The sequence below is a fragment of the Vibrio sp. K4 genome, from assembly GCF_051122595.1.
Lineage (GTDB): Bacteria > Pseudomonadota > Gammaproteobacteria > Enterobacterales > Vibrionaceae > Vibrio > Vibrio owensii.
Genome location: NZ_CP178578.1, coordinates 920,829 through 936,315, shown reverse-complemented (window position 1 = coordinate 936,315; position 15,487 = coordinate 920,829). Strand labels below are relative to the sequence as shown.

General features: G+C 46.3%; 15 protein-coding genes. 8 read left to right on the top strand and 7 right to left on the bottom strand.

Annotation, left to right across the window (positions count from 1 at the left end; genetic code table 11):
- Positions 1–23 precede the first annotated feature (23 nt).
- Positions 24–587 (top strand): GNAT family N-acetyltransferase, encoded by a 564-nt coding sequence (locus ACLIIY_RS21735; RefSeq protein ID WP_078609920.1) that lies wholly within the window; start codon positions 24–26, stop codon positions 585–587.
- A 52-nt stretch (positions 588–639) separates the two neighbouring features.
- Here the strand turns inward: ACLIIY_RS21735 and ACLIIY_RS21730 are convergent, their stop codons facing one another.
- Positions 640–1,113 (bottom strand): ASCH domain-containing protein, encoded by a 474-nt coding sequence (locus ACLIIY_RS21730; protein ID WP_434529387.1) that lies wholly within the window; start codon positions 1,111–1,113, stop codon positions 640–642.
- 195 nt (positions 1,114–1,308) lie between these two features.
- Between ACLIIY_RS21730 and ACLIIY_RS21725 the strand changes: the two genes are divergently transcribed.
- Together ACLIIY_RS21725 and ACLIIY_RS21720 are read left to right on the top strand one after the other, a co-directional pair.
- Positions 1,309–2,166 (top strand): tetratricopeptide repeat protein, encoded by an 858-nt coding sequence (locus ACLIIY_RS21725; RefSeq protein ID WP_020196089.1) that lies wholly within the window; start codon positions 1,309–1,311, stop codon positions 2,164–2,166.
- On the top strand, positions 2,163–2,558 hold the full coding sequence (locus ACLIIY_RS21720; RefSeq protein ID WP_005441475.1) for a DUF2391 family protein: 396 nt from the start codon (positions 2,163–2,165) through the stop codon (positions 2,556–2,558). The genes ACLIIY_RS21725 and ACLIIY_RS21720 overlap by 4 nt, the downstream gene beginning before the upstream one ends.
- Positions 2,559–2,573: 15 nt before the next feature.
- Here the strand turns inward: ACLIIY_RS21720 and soxR are convergent, their stop codons facing one another.
- Positions 2,574–3,014: a redox-sensitive transcriptional activator SoxR gene (gene soxR / locus ACLIIY_RS21715; protein WP_005441477.1), complete on the bottom strand. Its 441-nt coding sequence runs from the start codon at positions 3,012–3,014 to the stop codon at positions 2,574–2,576.
- A 91-nt stretch (positions 3,015–3,105) separates the two neighbouring features.
- On the opposite strand from soxR, the gene ACLIIY_RS21710 reads away from it, so the two are divergent.
- Positions 3,106–4,305, top strand: coding sequence for an MFS transporter (locus ACLIIY_RS21710; RefSeq protein WP_434529386.1), 1,200 nt, complete (start codon positions 3,106–3,108; stop codon positions 4,303–4,305).
- 46 nt (positions 4,306–4,351) lie between these two features.
- Here the strand turns inward: ACLIIY_RS21710 and ACLIIY_RS21705 are convergent, their stop codons facing one another.
- From ACLIIY_RS21705 to ACLIIY_RS21690, 4 genes are all read right to left on the bottom strand, one after another.
- The gene (locus tag ACLIIY_RS21705) at positions 4,352–5,470 is read right to left on the bottom strand and encodes a carbohydrate porin (RefSeq protein WP_434529385.1); all 1,119 of its coding nucleotides are present in this window, start codon (positions 5,468–5,470) and stop codon (positions 4,352–4,354) included.
- A gap of 410 nt (positions 5,471–5,880) precedes the next feature.
- Positions 5,881–7,308 carry a sucrose-6-phosphate hydrolase gene (locus ACLIIY_RS21700; protein ID WP_434529384.1) on the bottom strand — a complete coding sequence of 476 codons (1,428 nt, stop codon included), beginning with the start codon at positions 7,306–7,308 and terminating at the stop codon, positions 5,881–5,883.
- A 52-nt stretch (positions 7,309–7,360) separates the two neighbouring features.
- Positions 7,361–8,725 carry a PTS transporter subunit EIIC gene (locus ACLIIY_RS21695; RefSeq protein WP_270052139.1) on the bottom strand — a complete coding sequence of 455 codons (1,365 nt, stop codon included), beginning with the start codon at positions 8,723–8,725 and terminating at the stop codon, positions 7,361–7,363.
- A 233-nt stretch (positions 8,726–8,958) separates the two neighbouring features.
- Complete coding sequence (locus ACLIIY_RS21690) at positions 8,959–9,687, bottom strand: GntR family transcriptional regulator (RefSeq protein WP_434529383.1); 729 nt, start codon at positions 9,685–9,687, stop codon at positions 8,959–8,961.
- A gap of 128 nt (positions 9,688–9,815) precedes the next feature.
- On the opposite strand from ACLIIY_RS21690, the gene ACLIIY_RS21685 reads away from it, so the two are divergent.
- The 4 genes from ACLIIY_RS21685 to fusA all read left to right on the top strand — a co-directional run bounded on the left by ACLIIY_RS21685 (position 9,816) and on the right by fusA (position 15,159).
- Entirely contained in the window at positions 9,816–10,700 is an 885-nt protein-coding gene (locus tag ACLIIY_RS21685; protein ID WP_434529382.1) for a LysR family transcriptional regulator, read from the top strand.
- Between the two features lie 119 nt (positions 10,701–10,819).
- Positions 10,820–11,824, top strand: coding sequence for an N-acetyltransferase DgcN (gene dgcN, locus ACLIIY_RS21680; RefSeq protein WP_434529381.1), 1,005 nt, complete (start codon positions 10,820–10,822; stop codon positions 11,822–11,824).
- A gap of 14 nt (positions 11,825–11,838) precedes the next feature.
- A complete protein-coding gene (gene dgcA / locus ACLIIY_RS21675; RefSeq protein WP_009706369.1) occupies positions 11,839–12,825 on the top strand; it encodes an N-acetyl-D-Glu racemase DgcA in 987 nt (328 codons plus the stop codon).
- A gap of 309 nt (positions 12,826–13,134) precedes the next feature.
- A complete protein-coding gene (gene fusA, locus ACLIIY_RS21670; protein WP_434529380.1) occupies positions 13,135–15,159 on the top strand; it encodes an elongation factor G in 2,025 nt (674 codons plus the stop codon).
- Positions 15,160–15,232: 73 nt separating this feature from the next.
- On the opposite strand, the gene ACLIIY_RS21665 is transcribed toward fusA, so the two are convergent.
- Entirely contained in the window at positions 15,233–15,427 is a 195-nt protein-coding gene (locus tag ACLIIY_RS21665) for a hypothetical protein (RefSeq protein ID WP_009697894.1), read from the bottom strand.
- Positions 15,428–15,487 lie beyond the last annotated feature (60 nt).

Sequence of the window (15,487 nt, the reverse complement as noted above, 5' to 3'; positions counted from 1 at the left end):
TATTCGTTACTAAAAGGAGTGTTATGTACCATTTCCAAGGCGTCACATTAAGACGAGCCGTTCCGGAAGAAGCCAAAGCGCTCTATAAGCTCATTACTGAGGATGAGCGCTGGGCGCAATTCAATGGTCCTTACTTCCCTTATCAAACACCGACATTAGAAGGCTTTCGTAATCACACCTTTCAACGCCTACTGAAAGGCGAGGACATGTTATTGATTGAGTTCGAAGGTAAGCCCGTCGGCTCAGTGAGTTGGTATTGGGAATGTGAAAGCACTCGCTGGCTTGAAGCTGGTATCGTCATTTACGATTCGAACTATTGGGATAAAGGGTTGGGATTTTGTGCGCTAGTGCCTTGGATTAGCCATATATTCGAAACCCAAGACATAGCACGAGTGGGTTTAACAACATGGTCGGGTAACCCAAGAATGATGCGTTGCGCAGAAAAGCTTGGCATGCAACAGGAAGCCCGGATTCGTAAAGTGCGTTACTACCAAGGCGAGTACTACGACTCCATCAAATACGGCGTATTAAGAGAAGAATGGCAAACGCTGATCCAACGGCTCTATAGCCAAGAACAATTAGCGTAAATCATCGTATTTAATGAAAAGGCTTGGCAACGCGCCAAGCCTTTTCGTTGGGTTACTTGGATATAGGATAAACCACTTCAAACCGCTCTAGCAGCAATAATCGCTGCTCGTGCCACTCAATGCCTAACTCATCACATTCCGCTTTAAAGAATTTAGTATGTGCTTCTCGCCACCAAGCTATTGTGCGGTCGCCCTCCCCTTCAGCTTGGGCAAACTCTTCACTCACGTCCGAATATCGGCAGGTACTGACGTCTGTGATTTGAATAATACAAACAGGTTCGCCGTCCCAATTGGTCACCACTTGTAAGTGCCCCACTTGAGGCATCACCTCTCCGTGTTCGCTGTACCAGAGTTCCATACTGCAAGAGGCCGTTTTCTGGCCGACTCTAACTAGCTCAGCACAAGTATTGGCGTTGTACTCGTCAGCACAATAATAATCAGCGCTTACTGAGGGAATCGCTGCTTGCTCTTGTTGAGAGAGCGTCTCCATATAATGGGTAAGATAAGCTTGTGCTTTGGCGTCCATACTTCTGTTCCTTGGTTCTGCTTTTCCATCGCTTTACTAGCCGGAAAGAGTATCCATTCATGATCAAAAGAACAAGATACGAGCCCATCAGAACGCTTTATAAAACAAGCATTTTTCATCTGTTTTTTGCTAAACCTTGTCTGTATTTGCTATGGTTTCAGAGATCCATCCATTCTCGACGCAAAAGGACGTTCTATGCGCTTAATCATCGGCATCTTCTTCGCTGCTCTGCTCTCCTTTCCAACTCTTGCATCCGAAGAAAAGTATTCAGAATCCGACCTTTTGGATAGACCATTAATGGAGCGTTATATCCTTGATGAGTTGAAGTCGCTGCGTCAGGAACAACAGGATTTAGAACGAAGAATGATTGTTGAAATCACCGACCGTGAGTTAACGGTGGCTGATAAATCTTTGAACTACGCTAACGTGACGGTTACCTACTTCTTCTACATCATTGCGGGTGTCGCTTCACTCATTGCTTTTGTTGGTTGGCAATCTCTGCGCGAGTTTAAGCACAACACCAAAGAGATGGCAGACAAGCGATTAGAAAAGATCGCTCAGGAATATGAGAAAAAGTTCGTGGCGTTGGAGCGTGACTTGAAACGTAAAACCCGCATCATCAGCGAGAACAACAAAGAGATTGAGAAGATCAACGAAATCCATAACTTATGGCTTCGTGCACAAAGCTCACAAACTCCGGAACAACGCATCGACATCTACGATGAAATTTTGCTTGTTCGCCCTGGTGATTTAGAAGCGCTGACTTACAAAGCCGACGCCGCTATGGAGATCAAAGAGTACCACTGGGCACTGAGCTTATGTAACCGAGTACTGGAAGTGGACGATACAAACGGCCCAGCCCTTTACCAACGCGCTTGTGCCTACTCTCGTTTAGGGATTGAAGAGCAAGCGATTGAAGACTTAGAGCGTGCGATTGATACCAGCCCTTCCATTCGCGATCTGTTAGCGGAAGAACAAGATCTCGAGCTGCTTCACGGCAATGAGCGCTTTGAGCAGCTCTTAGCAAGCAGCACGCCTGAGTCTCAAGCATGAGCAGCCACTTTAACCTCGAAGATGCCAGCCAAGTTTTAGTTGGCGCTTTTGCTCTCGCCGTCCCAATTTCTTTCTCGGAAGAAGCGTGGCGCTTGGGTGAAAGCTTGCCGATGTTGAATTTGCTGATGCTATTCAGCTTGTCGGTACTCTTCTTAGGTTTTTTCGCTTATCAAAGCGTATTTCAAAGCAACATAAAAACGCGCGTTGCCGTTTTCATCTTTCGTGTGGTAATTGCCTACTTCATCGCCGCTGTGGTGGTGGCTTTAGTGCTATTCTGCATCAACAAACTTCCTTTATTCACCGACCCACTTATCGCCCTCAAACGGGTGATTGTGATTACTATGCCTGCTTCAATGGGCGCGATTGTGGTGGATAGTTTCGATAAGGAATAACCAGCTCAGCCGTTGTTATGACTCTTGTTCGTCGAGGGTCAGGTTCGAACCAGCATGATCTTTACCGAGCACATCTTCTGGGTTTCTTAATGCACAAGTTTCTAGTGAGAGACACCCGCAACCAATACAACCTCCCAAATCGTTTTGTAGCGCTTTGAGCTTTTGAATCTTTTGTTCTAACTGCTCATGCCAATGACTGGCCATGGTTTCCCATTGCTGCTTGTTTGGTGCTTGATGCTTGGGCAGCTCTTCTAATGCCACTTTGATCTCTTCTAACGACAATCCAACTTGCTGCGCTGCTTTGATCACAGCCACACGACGAAGTACGCTGCGATGGTAGCGACGTTGATTACCTTGATTTCTCCAGCTTGAAATCAATCCCTTCTGCTCATAAAAGTGCAGCGCTGATACCTTCACTCCAGAGCGCTTTGCCACCTCGCCTACGCTGATTTCCATTTCTGACCTCTTGTTTAAAAAAACGCTTTACCTCAAGTTTACTTGAGGTTCTAAAGTTGCACCACGTTAACAAATTAAGCAGATAAAAACGATGAAAAATAAAACGCTGCCCTACTTGGCTGGGCGATTCTTCGATAGCATTTCTTCCGGATTATTCATGATGGCACTGCCATGGGTAATGTTGGCTGAACCGGGAATGGGAACCTTTGTTGCTTTGGTCTCACTCTCTTGTACTGCGGTTTCTTTCTTGGCTACACCTTTCTTCTCCACTCTTATCGACCGCCATTCAAGAAAGCAGTTACTCGTGCTCAATCAGTGGTTACAAGCTGGTATGGCGTTCATCATTTTTGTCGCGTACTGGTTTGAGCTTGGCTCACATTGGTTGTTAGCGTTTGCACAATTGGTCTATTGGGTATCCAGTAACTTCGCATGGACAACCAACAATGCTTTCACCCAAGAGAACTACCAACGCCATGAATACGCCAAAATTTCCGGACAACAAGAAATCGTGATGCAATCGACTACACTGGGCGCTGGCGCGCTAGGTATAGTGTTATTAGAGATGTGGGGCATGAAGGAATTTGCTTTGTTTGCTGCCTCCGCTTCTTCTATCGCCGCCCTTTTCTATATGGCCACGCCGTACGTGCAACAAATCAGAGACACTCACACTGTTGCCTTTATGTCGCAGTTAAAAGAGAGCAAGCAAATCTTTGCTAAAGAGCCGACCTTTTACACTTTCATTTTGCTGTCTTGCTTGTCCTATCCCATTCTGACTTATCTTGGAAAATTGGTGCCTATTTGGTTCTCGGAGCAAGGTATCTCGGGAGATTGGTACGCAGGGTTTAACATCAGCTTTGGCTTGGGTTCATTACTAACCGGATTTATCGTGACCAAGGTGCTGAATCAGTTTGGTCACACCAGCATTATTGTCGTATCGATGAGCGTGTTAGTAATTGCTTTAATTGGCATGAGCTTATCCGCACATCCACTGACCATTCTTATGTTTACTGCGCTCTTTGGCACATTTAACGCGTTGAATCGAATCGCAAGAATCAATTGGATGCACCACACTGTCTCTGTCCATCAACGAGGACGAGTCGATGGCGGAATCAGCATGTTCGCCACTACCGTGCAATCTTTAAGTTATGTTGTTATTGCCGTGTTGAGCCACTATGGCTTGACCGAGTATGGCTTCATTCTGGCAGCTGGCACCATGGCGATGGCAGTCTGTGTGATGTGGTATTTGAATCATAAAATGAATGGCGATGGCCAACTTGCCATAAGCCAATAACAAAAAGCCCAGCAATCGCTGGGCTTTTGGCTTCCAAAGGGAGGAATTAGAATTCGTAGTATAGGCGAACACGGGCACCGAAATCGTCTTCTTCAGCAAAGGCAGTTGCATCCGATTGCTGCGTCAGCTTGTTGTCGACCATAGTGTAGTAAGTACCTAGTAGGATTGAGAAATCCTGAACTTCTAGCACATCACGGAATGCGTAAGAAGCGTACCAAGTTGATACATTTACGTCGCCTTCCGCCCAAGAAGAAAACTCTTTGTTTTCGAATTCGTTCGTTGAGTAGATGTAGCCAAGACCTAGGTTATTCCACAATGCGTTCACACCTGCCGACATGTTGTTCTCGTCTACTGCATCTAGGTAAGAAACACTTGCGTTCACAGACCAATCACCGCTTGTCCAGTTACCTGTTAAGCCGTAACCCGTACGATCTGAGATGTCCACGCCATCGGCAACAATAGCGTCAGAAACTAGGTTAGTCTCCATCGATGCTGCGACTGTGAAATCACCCATTTGGTAAGCAACGACAGGTCGTAGTAGGAATGCATCTTTGCTTTCTGTGATTTCTTTGCCGTGGTAATAACCACCAACGCCGCCATCAAATAAGTTAGAACGGTCACCTAACATCGCACCAACTTCTACATATAGGTTGCCGAATGTTTGGTTGTACATGATCTGACCATCAGAACCACGACCGCGCGCTTCTTTCATTTGGTAAGAGTATGCCGCACCGTCTGCGTATAGGTCATTCGCCGTATCGCCTGAATACTCAAGGAATACGTCTAGGCCCACAGGGAACATATCATAAGCTTCGAAACGACCCGCTTTAATCGCCCAACCGTCTTTCTTACCAAATTCAAAGTACGCATCATCCAGTGCGATGTTGCCTGTGCTCTCAAAAAGAGGCTGTGCTTTTACACCCACATAGTGACCGTTGCTGGTGTACTTTTCACCCGCAAACTCGATAAGTACGCGACCGTCTTGGTTGAATTCGCTGTCGTCATTGGCGTTTGATTCACGATCTTCAAAGTTGAAGTTTAGCTCTACGTTACCGCCAACCGAGAAGTTACCTTCTTCGTTGTCAACGATGCTGATACCTGCGTTTGCAGTCATTGCTGTTGATACTAAAACAGCCGCTAGCGAAAGCTTAATAGTGTTGTTCATGTGAACCCCTATATTTGTATTTTTTAATAGTTTGCCCGCCTTAAAGGAGGGCTTATGTGTAGCTATGGACAAAAAAGAACTGCTAATTAACTGGCCGATCATTAGCAGTGGACGGGGCTAATTCTTGATCAACAAAATCAGCAAAACAATATTGCTAAACCGTTTTTGCTAGACGAGATCACGATTTTAGATCTTTGATTATTTACCTTTAATTACAGCAACTTAAATATAAAAATTTATAATTATCGGATTTTAAAGCAATTTTTTGAGTGAAATTGATAGAAATAAAACTCATTCATATGAGCATTGTGACATGACAGATATCACAAAATTTATGAATCAATTTCATTGCTAAATAGCAGGCACAAAAAAGGCCACCAAGTTGGTGGCCAAAAACCAATCCGAAACTGCTAGCAGTATGAGATCGGGGACAAGTAATGCAGTGTTGCTTGAGCCTGTTTGAGCTCGATGTTGCACAGATCATCAATAAAGATCCGCGAGGTGAAAGCCGTCTTACCGCTGTCGGCAAAAATCTCGATGGCAGAGTTATCCACGAAGATACGAATACGCTGTGCTTGTTCAAGTCGCTTGGCATAACGAACGGTACCAAAAGCCTCAGCATGCAAATGAGAAACATGAGTTCGATCTAGGGTGAACTCATGTTGATCGCCGCTAAATACCATTCGCTCACCTTTCTGGTTGGACAGAACCAAAGAGAAAGCGCCATCAACATGAAGCTCGACCTCAAATGCTTGAGAATCCAACGAATGTGAACCGTCGACTTCGACAGAATCTTTGCGTAACGCTTCCAATTCTTGTAGTGGGCTTTGAATGAGGTAATCCCCTTCAATAGTCAAGACACGAGGTAGCGTCAGCATATGCGCCCAACGGTTCTTATCGGTTGGGTATTCACTCTTCGAGTTACCCAACCAGCCAATCAAAATACGTCGCTGCTGATCATCGAGATAGGTCTGAGGAGCGTAGAAATCAAAGCCTTTATCCAACTCTCGGTAACCCTGATTAGAAAAGACTTTGTTTTCGAAATCAATGCGCTCGCCCACCATGTACACCACAGAGAAAACGTTCTTCAGGTCATATTTACTCTCTGAGCTTACGCCTTGAGGAGAGAAGATAAACACGCCGTTTTCACCTTGTTCGTAATAGTTAGGGCATTCCCACATATAACCGAAATCACCCAGACCCACATCAATATTGCCTTGATAGTGGTAATCGTCGATATCGGAACCGTGATAATAAGCAAGCTTGCCTTTTTCATCATGCCCTTGAGCACCTATCAGCATGTGGTAACCGTCGTCGCGAGTGACTAATACTGGATCACGGAATTCTTGCGTGTACGCATCAGAATTGAACTCAACTACAACGCCTTTTTTCTCGATCTTGCCTTGCTTATCCATCACCGCGAGCGCTTGTGTTGGTAACCCTTTCCCTTCTTCATTCAGAAGGTTGGCGGTGTAAAACAAGTACAATTCGTCATTATGAGGAACACCCACACCCGTATAACACCCGTGATGGTCGTAATCTTGGTCTGGATACATCGCAATGCCGCGATCGTTAAAGTTGACGAAGTCTTTGGTCGATACGTGATACCAATGTTTCAAACCGTGCACGGGGCCTAGTGGAAACCACTGATAGAAAATATGATGCTCACCATTAAAGTAGCTCAGACCATTTGGGTCATTCACTAAGCCATGATGCGGGGCAATGTGGTAGCTCGGATAAAACGGGTCTGTTTTCGTTTTATGCTTAATGTCTGCCAAATATTCCGCGCTCACCTCATCGATTCTCACAAATCGATTTTGGCGATTAGAAAAATCCATAACGACTCCAAAAAGAGAAAGCACTCCCGCTAAACAACGGGAGTGAAAAGAATTACTTTGGTTCTTTGTAGAACAGTTTTGTTAGAGCGAACGCCGACACTGCACCCACCAGCATGACAAGCATGTACATGCCTAGACCACCGCCGAGGTACAACAACATACCCGGTAGCATGGTTGCGCCTGTACCCGCGGAGCCGATGCCTGCAATAGCACCAAGACAGCCACCAATCGCACCACCGACACAGCCGTATAGGAAAGGCTTAACGCGAGGAAGCGTAATCGCAAACATGGCAGGCTCTGTGATACCAAATAGTGCAGGAAGTGCGGCGCCAAACATGCCAGAGCGTTTTACTTTGTCTGTTTGCATGGTCATGACCGCCATCGCCGCACCAAACTGACCGGCAATCGCCGCTGTACCAAGTGGGTTGATGTAGTCGAAGCCTGTGTCTGTCACCATCGCAATCGTGATTGGAACGATAGTGTGGTGCATGCCAGTCACGGCCATAAATTGAATAGCACCACCGTAAATCAAACCACCGATTCCGTAAGGAATTTGCAAGAAGTACAGCACCGCCTCAGTAATCAGTTTCTCTATGCCAAGCAGAAGTGGGCCTACGAACACTAAGCCAACAATCAGAGACACCAACAAGGTAATAAATGGTGTGAGGATTAAGTCCAACACTTCTGGAATGTGTTTGCGCGAAGTGCGCTCTACCATCGCCGCGAACCAACCCATAAATACCGCAGGAAGAATCGAGCTTTGCAGACCGGTAACTGCGATATCAAAACCCATAAACGGAATGATCATGGCTTCTGCGTTGCCAAAGGCCACATCCCACTTACTGGCTAATTGTGGCGCAACTAGCATCAGGCCGAGCACAATGCCGAGAACCGGGTTACCGCCAAATACGCGCATCGCTGACCAAGTCACCAAAACTGGGATAAAGATAAATGCCGTGTCGGTCAGAACTTGCGAAAGCGTGTTTAACTGTGGCGATAGCTCCATGCCAAAACCGTTGACGAGTAAACCACGCAAGCCCATCAAAAGACCCGTAGCAACCAGTGCTGGAATAATGGCAACAAAGATATCAGAGAAGGTACGCGTCACCGCTTGAAAGGTGCTGACTTTGTCTTTTTTCTCTTCGGTTTGTGGCGCTTCTTCAATCGCTTCATTGCCTTTCATAATGGCAAATACTTTACCCACAAAACCAGTACCCAAGATCACTTGGTGCTGTCCGTTTTGGAAGAAGTAACCGTGTACCCCTTCTGTCGCGCTGAGTCCTTCCGCGTCTACTAGTCCATCGTCCTTGGCCACAACACGCAGTCGTGTTGCACAGTGATTAAGTTGTGCGATGTTGCCCTCACCACCTAGCAAGGACATCACTTTACTCGCTACAACTTTCGCATCTCGCGCCATAATTTTTGTCTCCAAAGAGTGCAAAGAAATAACAACCTGTATTCAACTTGTATTTATCGTAATACAGGTTAGATACAGGTTGTATTTTTCATTCTCGTTTTTTGTCACACGTCACACTTGTTATTGATTCAAAATGCATGGAGTTGCTTAGTTATTAAACCTATAAATAAAAAAATAGCCCACATCGGTGGGCTATTTTTCAATTCGTTCAATATTCGTTTAATTCAAGGTCTTTAAACTCGTGCGGTGATTTCAAAGTCGTACAAACTCGACTTGTAATAAACGATGGAATACTCGTATATCCCTTGTTCCTCATAGAAGTTCTGAGATTGGTTGATCAAGATAGGCTCCAGCTTATCAACCACCAACAGTTTCTGTGCCGCATCATCCGGTAAGGCAGGAATCAATTTCTGCTGCGTTTTCACCATCTCAATGCCATGACGACTTAAGTATTCGAACTTTGAGCCTTCAAGGTCTTGTTGCGTTAAATTAGGCAAAAGAACACGAGGAATATAGAACTCCTCATAAGAAACAACCTGATCATTAATCAGACGTAAACGACGAGCAAAGTTAACTGGCTCACCTTGCGCAATATTGAGTTTTTCAGCGACTAACTCGTCTGCAGGAACCACTTCAAACGCATCAACAATGTTCTTAGCTTCTAACCCTGAGCCTGCCGCTTCTTGAGCAAAGCCAGACATGGACAAGAAATCATGACGCAATTTGTTGGATTTAACGAACGTCCCTTTGCCTTTTTCTGAGAAGGTGTAGCCCAAATCATTAAGCTGTTGAAGCGCTTTACGAACCGTCACTCGACTGACTTTGAGCAATTCCACCAGCTGATTTTCCGATGGAAGCTTACTGCCTGCAGGGTAAGTACCTTTGTCAATTTCGCGCTTTAATTCATCCGCGACTTGAATGTACAGCGGCTGCAAACTTTTTTGATCAAATAGCTCAGTCATAATTCCGTGAAAACTAAGGGGTTACCAACTCATCTTACTCAAGCTGAGGGTAATTACCAACTATTGTTAAAAGGCGTAAGAATTGGATAAGCTAGCTTCTAGCTCAAACGAAACAACAGGAAACCGCAGTGAATTTAAGACAATTGGAAGTCTTTTACGCTATCATGCAGACCGGAACCGTTTCTGGTGCCGCGCGCCTATTGCATGTATCGCAGCCTAATGTCACTCGGGTACTTGCCCATACGGAACAACAACTTAGCTTTGCCCTGTTTGAGCGCGTCAAAGGCCGCTTAGTACCGACCCAAGAAGCCAAAGCCCTATTACCAGAAGCCGAGAAAGTCTACCAACAGCTTGGGCAATTTCGCTCCCTCACCAATAAAGTGAAACAAGGCACTCAGCACTTGAGAGTCGGAGCACCTCCTGTCTTAGCTTCCCAACTGCTTGCTCCAACGGTTGCTGCACTATCGAAGCAACAAGGCATCTCATTTGAACTATTAACCGCAAACCGTGATGAGCTGTGTTCAGGCTTACTTAAGCACGAATTGGATGTGGCAATTGCCTTTGGTGAAGAAGCGCCACCCGCGATTTTGAGTGAGGTTTTACTCAAACAGCAACTTGTTTTGATTGCGCCAAAAGAAGCGCTCAAATCGACTGACGACGCGATATCATTTGATGATTTGATTCAGCACGAATTGCCAATCATCGGCTTGGACAGTCGCGACCCACTCGGTTTATTGCTACATCAAACACTATCTGCACGTGATGAACATTATCACCATGCAATCACAGTGCGCAGTTACGCCGCTGCTGCTGAACTGGTCAAACACCATGCGGGTTTTGCGATTGTCGACCCATGGACAGCAATACAGTATCAAGATGACGAATCAGTCAGCGTTCGCTCACTTTCTCCGGCGCTGTCATTTTCTATCTCTATCATGTTTGCAGAACACTCGCCGCAATCCATATCGACCAAGCTTTTTATTGAGTCGTTAAAGCAGCATGTTAATCAGTAAGTTAGCACTCATACTCACCTATAACCTCAAGTTATAGGCGCACAACAAATAGGCATTCGGCTTCCCTCTTCAAACTGACTACATTGTCTGAAAACGAACGAATGACAGAGGGAACCATCATGCAAATTGCTCAACCTTACCTACTTTTTCTTGGCGACGTCACCGATCCATTAGCCGCAAAAACTGCACGCGGTATCCATCAATGGCGCGCAGAGATTTGTTTAGGTCAGCTTCGTCTTACGTCAGAAACCGTTTCATTAGGTTTAACCGACATGACGCTGCAACAAGCTCAGCAGCAAGGCGCAAAAACGCTTGTCATCGGTACAGCAAACCCTGGTGGTGTTATTCCTGAATCATGGCAATCAACCTTGCTCGAAGCGGCGGAAATGGGGTTTGAAATTGCCTCGGGTATGCACCAACGTCTTTCTGAATTCGCGCCTTTGAATGACTTACAGCAACGTGGCTTGACCAAGTTGCACGATGTACGCCATTACGATGAGCCGCTAAAAGTGGGCAATGGTAAAGCGCGCTCGGGTAAACGCTTACTAACGGTTGGTACCGACTGCTCGGTTGGCAAAATGTTCTCAGCTCTCGCGATTGAGAAAGCCTTACAGCAATCGGGTTGTAAAGCTGAGTTCAAAGCCACAGGTCAAACGGGCATCTTAGTTGCAGGCAGTGGTATTTCGATTGATGCTGTTGTCGCGGACTTTATCTCTGGTGCGGTGGAAGCCATCAGTCCTGAGTTTACTGACCATGAATGGGACATCATTGAAGGGCAAGGTTCACTATTCAATCCGTCTTTTGCTGGCGTAAGTTTAGGCTTGCTTCACGGCGCACAAGCAGACGCTTTGGTATTGTGTCACGAGATCGGTCGCCCACACATTCGCAACCTTCCTCATGCTAAGTTGCCAACGATTGAGCAAACCATCGAAGCGAATTTACAAGCAGCACGTTTAACAAACTCTGACACACGTCTTGTCGGAATCTGCTTGAATACCTCCGCAATCAGTGAAGATGATGCCGCACAGCTTTGCCAAGACTGGACTGAGAAATACCAAGTACCAGTGACCGATCCTGTGCGTTTTGGCGTAGAGCAAATTGCTCAACACATTATTGCGATTTAAGGATTGTAGACGCGATGAAAATTCATGTAGAGCCCGTCACCATTGCGATGGCGACGCCTTTCCGTATATCACGTGGCAGCAGAACCGAATGCCACGTGGTGCGAGTAACCATAGAGCAGAACGGCATCAGTGCCCAAGGTGAATGTACGCCTTATCCCCGTTACGGCGAGTCGGTAGAATCGGTGATCAAAGCCATTTCTCAAGCCGCCCATGAACTACAAGGTTTGTTTGCCAAAGGCGATGCGAACATAGTCTCTCTCAGAGAAAAGCTGCAAACCCTTCTCCCTGGTGGTGCGGCACGTAATGCACTCGACTGTGCGATGTGGAACTTACAAGCTAAGCTAGCGGGCAAGCAACACACTCAAGATTTATTTGAACTACCAGCATCGATTGTCACTGCGATGACCGTGTCGATTAACACGCCAGAGGCAATGGCAAACCAGACCCGTAGTTACATCGAACAAGGCGCAAAACTACTTAAAGTGAAGCTCGATGGCGAACAAGTGATTGAACGTGTTCGCGCAGTTCGTGAAGCGGCAGGCGATGCGATGATCGTGCTGGATGCGAACGAAGCATGGCAAGAGCTGGATTTAGACGCCACCTTTGCCGCGCTAGCGCCACTGAATATTGCGATGATTGAGCAGCCTTTACCCTCGAATGACGATGAAAAGCTAAAAGACATTTCGCACCCTATTCCACTTTGTGCCGATGAAAGTTGCCATACGCGCCAACAATTGCATGAATTGGTAGGCAAATACGAAATGGTCAACATCAAGCTCGACAAGACAGGTGGTCTAACCGAAGCCTTATTGCTTGCAGAAGAAGCGAAACGCCTTGGCTTTACCTTGATGTCTGGTTGCATGTTAGGCACTTCACTAGCGATGCGAGCAGCTCTACCCATCGCTGTTCAATCGAAAGTGGTCGACTTAGATGGTCCGGTTTTACTGGGTCAGGATGTTGAGCCTGCTTTGGTATATCGAGAAGGTGAAATCGTCCTGTAAAGGGTCAGGGATCACCCCATCACCCATTTCATGACCTAGATTAAAAAACAATCACCGTCAGCATGAAATAAGTCACATAAATTACGGGGTTATTACGGCATGCTAATAACGTAGTAACCTCTAATGCGCTTTTTCAGCAAGGTGGTGGTTGTATGTATAGAGTCATCCGAAAAATGACATGGAAGACGAAAAGGCGGTAAACCCGCCCTACTCCAATGCAGTTCGTGCCTGATATCAGGTTTGCTTTGGAACCGTTGATTGGCCGCTAAAGGCTCACTCGGTTTCGCACGTCATTTGCAAGGAGGCTCTATGCCTATCAATAAGATCCGCAACGTCGCCTTTGTCGGTCAAACGGGTACCGGCAAAACCACACTGATAGAAAAACTGCTCTACACCTGCCAAGCTACCAACCATTTAGGTTGTGTGGAAAAAGGCGATACGGTGACCGATTTCGACCAACAATCCATCCAATATCAACACAGTATCGAAGCCACCCCAGTCGCCCTAAGTTGGAACAAACACCGCCTCAATATCATCGACACTCCCGGACAGAGTGAATTACTCGGACGCACACTCAGCGTGTTCCCTGCCGTTGAAACTTCCGCGTTGATCATCGACCCACAAATGCCCATCAACCAAACTTCTGACCGCTTGTTCGCCTTTGCTAAAGAGCAGCAAAAGTGCCAGATGATCATCATCAACAAGCTCGATAATCACGGTAACCAACTTGAAGCCGTGATGGAAAACATCATCGAACACTTTGGTGACAACTGCTTACCAATCAACTTACCTTCAGCCGATGCTCAATCGGTCGTGGATTGCTATTTCGAACCAGAGATCGAACGCGAGACCCAGCTCGCCAAAGTCGAAGAAGCCCATGAAACCTTGATAGACCAAGTGATTGAAGTCGATGAAGAGCTGATGGAACTGTATCTTGAACAAGGCTCAGAACTGACAGCAGAACAGCTGCATGACCCGTTTGAAGAAGCATTAAGAACCGGACACGTTATTCCAATCTGCTTTGTGTCGTCCGAAACAGGCGCAGGGGTAGAACTGCTGCTGAGAACCCTAGCGGAAATCATGCCGATGCCAAATGAAGGCAACCCACCGCTGTTGGAGAAAAACGGCAAGAAGGTCAAAGTAAACTGTGAAGCACTTGAGCACAGCGTGGCGCATGTGTACAAGATCAGCGTCGATCCTTACATGGGCAAACTCGCCTACTTGCGTGTTTACCAAGGTGAAATCAACGCAGGCAGTCAACTCTACATTGGCGAAAGCAACAAAGCGTTCAAAGTCGGTCATCTCTACCAATTGCAAGGCAAAGACAGAACGGAGATCCCAAGGGCGCTTGCCGGCGATTTCTGTGTGCTAGCCAAAGTGGATGAGTTGGAATTTGATTCCATTGTTCATGACTCTCATGAAGAAGATGGCGTGCAACTCAAAACCCTCAACTTCCCAGATTCGATGTACTCGCTGTGCCTCAAGCCTGTTAAACGTGGCGACGAACAAAAGCTTGGGGATGTGCTGAATAAAATCGCCAGTGAAGATCCTTCTCTTCGAATCGAACATCGCGCACGTACTAATGAAACCATCATCAGTGGTCAGGGTGAATTCCACCTCAAAGTAGCGCTTGAGAAAATGTCCTCTGTTTACAAACTGGAAGTGGAGACCAGCCAACCAAGCGTCGAATACTTTGAGACCATAACCAAGCCAGCAGAAGGTCATTATCGTCACAAGAAACAGAGCGGCGGTGCCGGTCAATTTGGTGAGGTGCAACTAAAAGTACGCCCACTCGAACGCGGCGCGGGATTCAAGTTCATCAATAAAGTGGTTGGCGGTGTGATTCCTACCGCACTCATCCCAGCAGTGGAAAAAGGCATTGTTCAAGCACTAGAAGAAGGAGCGATTTCTGGTAACCCAATCAAAGATGTCGAAGTGACCGTTTACGATGGTAAATACCACTCGGTTGACTCAAAAGAAATCGCGTTTGTCATCGCTGGTAAGAAAGCCTTCTTAGATGCGATCAACAACGCAGACCCGATTGTGCTCGAACCGATTGTGCAAATGGAGCTTCATATTCCAACCGCGAATGTGGGTGATGTGTCCGGCGATTTATCTGGTAATCGCGGTCTTATTGAAGGTACTGAACCTATCGACGCGAACTTCACCATGTTAAGAGCCAAGTCTCCGGTCAACGAGCTGCAAGATTATGCTCGTCGTCTGCGCTCAATTACCGGCGGTGAAGGCAGTTTTAACATGACGCTCAGCCACTACGAACCAGCACCACCAGCTGTGCAAAAACAGGTCTGCAACGAAGCGACGCAGCAAAGCTAAGACTTAACACACTTAACTTCACCAACAAAAAACGCCCTCGAAACTTGAGGGCGTTGTTGTATTCAGTTGAGGTCTATTTGTCTAACGACATACCAATGTGTTCAAGCTTGGATTGGAACTGTTCAACACTGTCGGCTTTATAGGTAGGAGAACCGTTAAAATAGCGCGGCTTTTCTGGCAACATCGCGTTCTTGAGTTCTTGTTCCTGATCGACATTGTCATGGTACACCGTTACACGGTTTGGGATATCCTGTTTCATAAATGCCATTTTGGTTCTCCTTTGTTAAGACGAACCTTAAAGTTAAATGCGGTCAAAAAATAAGCAAAA